1 protein-coding gene is annotated in these 2,099 nt (G+C 32.7%); it reads left to right on the top strand.

Annotated elements, in window-relative coordinates; translation table 11 throughout:
* On the top strand, positions 1-1,601 hold a 1,601-nt coding region (gene mobQ / locus HMPREF1639_RS07355), incomplete at its 5' end, for a MobQ family relaxase (protein WP_036765008.1).
* Positions 1,602-2,099: the final 498 nt, after the last annotated feature.

Raw genomic sequence — 2,099 nt, 5'->3', positions numbered from 1 at the left:
CAAGGTCAAAAGGGCATAGCGTGATTGCAAAAGCTGCATACAATGCAAGAGATAAATTACAAGATGAATACTATGGAAAAACACATGACTATTCTAAAAAAGAAGACCTTGTATTCTCAAAAATATTTCTGCCGGAACATATCCCGAAAGAGTTTTCAAACAGAGAATACCTATGGAATGAAGTTGAGAAAATCGAAAAAAGTAAAAATTCACAACTTGCAAGAAATCTGCTCTTTACACTTCCAAGAGAATTAAATGAACAGGACAGAATAAAGTTAATCAGCGAATTTATAGAAGAAAACTTTACTTCTAAAGGTATGATAGCAGACTGTAATATTCATAATCCTATGGCAAGCGATCATGAAGAACAACCACACGCCCATATCCTACTTACCCTTAGAGAAATAGACGAAAAAGGGAATTGGAAACCGAAATGCAGAAAAGAATATATCCTTGATGAAAACGGAGAAAAGATAAAACTGAAAAGTGGAAACTATAAATCAAGAAAAGTAAATTTGAACGATTGGAATGAACCTGACAAAGTAAAAGAGTGGAGAGAAAACTTTTCAAAGAAAGCAAACGAATACTTGGCAAGAAACAACATAAATAAAAGGATAGATCCACGCACCTTTAAAGAACAAGGCAGAGAAGAACTCCCGCAAATTCATTTAGGCACAAGCAGTTATCAGATGGAGAAAAAAGGCATACAGACAGAGAGAGGAAACCAAAACAGAAAAATCATAGCCTTGAATTTAGAATTTAGAAAATTAAAAGAGGAGCTATCCAAACTTACGTCTTGGATAGGCTCGTTACTTGGAAGTCTGCAAGTAAAATATGATGAATACAAACAGGAGAAAAAAGAAGAATATGAGAACAAGGCGGAACTCTTTAATCTCTATGAGTGCATCAGTATTTATTATGACTTACAGGGAGAAAAAGCAAGAAAGTTAAATCCCTATGCAAGCAACAAAAAGATAGGTGCAGACCTAAGACGATTTTCCAAAGCAAGAATATATCTGAAAGACAACAATCTTAAAACCATAGCCGACTTACAAGAAAAGATAAGCACATTACAATCCCAAAATAAGAAGATTAGTCAAGACATTAAGGCGAAAACCACAAGAATAGAAAACTTAAATAAATGCTTTGCCTATGCGGACATCATCAAGGATAACAAAAAAGTCTTTGAGGAATGGAACAGTAAATCCCTATTCAAAGACAGCTTTTACAATTCCCATAAAGATGAGATAGATAAATATAAAAGAGCAAGGGCAATTCTTGAAAAGATAACAGGCTCATCGGCGATTAAGTCTAAAGACTGGAAAAAAGAAATCCAAACCCTTGAAGATGAAATATCGAGACTCAACAGACAATCACAATCAATCAAAGAAGAGTACGAAAGTATCAACCATATCAAGTATGCAGTCAAGACAGTCAATGACGATTATGGCATAGACCTAAGTATTGAAATTGACAAGGCAATCAAGAGAGGAGAAAAAGAAAGTATCATAGAAAAGATAAAAGAATATAAGCAAGATAGTGATAGCTTTAATAAAAAAAGACAAATGACTAAAGACTATTACAAAAATCAAGAAAGATAAGACCTGGTAAAAATATCTTATCCAAGCTATAATATGACCAAGAAAATAAAGGCAGATCTAGGAGGTAATANAGATGAATAAAAGGCAAGAGCTAATAGATGAACTCATAAAAGCAGATCAAGATGGAACATANAAAACNTANAAAAGCACAGAAGAAATAAAANCNATGAACAATGANGAANTNCAGATNATATATTCCAACATGAAAAACTATCTATCAGACAAAAGAACACACACAAACTACTAAAGGTGGAAAAGCAAAATAAGAGNAGAAAAACAANAAAAGGTACAAATACCTAANTAANCTATAAAAACNTCAAAATAAAGCATTCCACCACCAAGAACAANAAAATAAAAACAANCAAAGGGAAGTATAGAAAAATTAAAGCCTATACTTCCCTTTTTTTAATTCAAACAAAGGAGANAAAACATGATAAACGAAGAAATAAGCAAAGAAGCAGGTCAAGCAGCACAAACCATAATAACATACACAATAAA

It is taken from the genome of Peptostreptococcus sp. MV1 (assembly GCF_000758885.1).
Lineage (GTDB): Bacteria > Bacillota > Clostridia > Peptostreptococcales > Peptostreptococcaceae > Peptostreptococcus.
The sequence above is the reverse complement of the archived record's forward strand: the minus strand, read 5'-3'. Positions and strand labels throughout refer to the sequence as shown.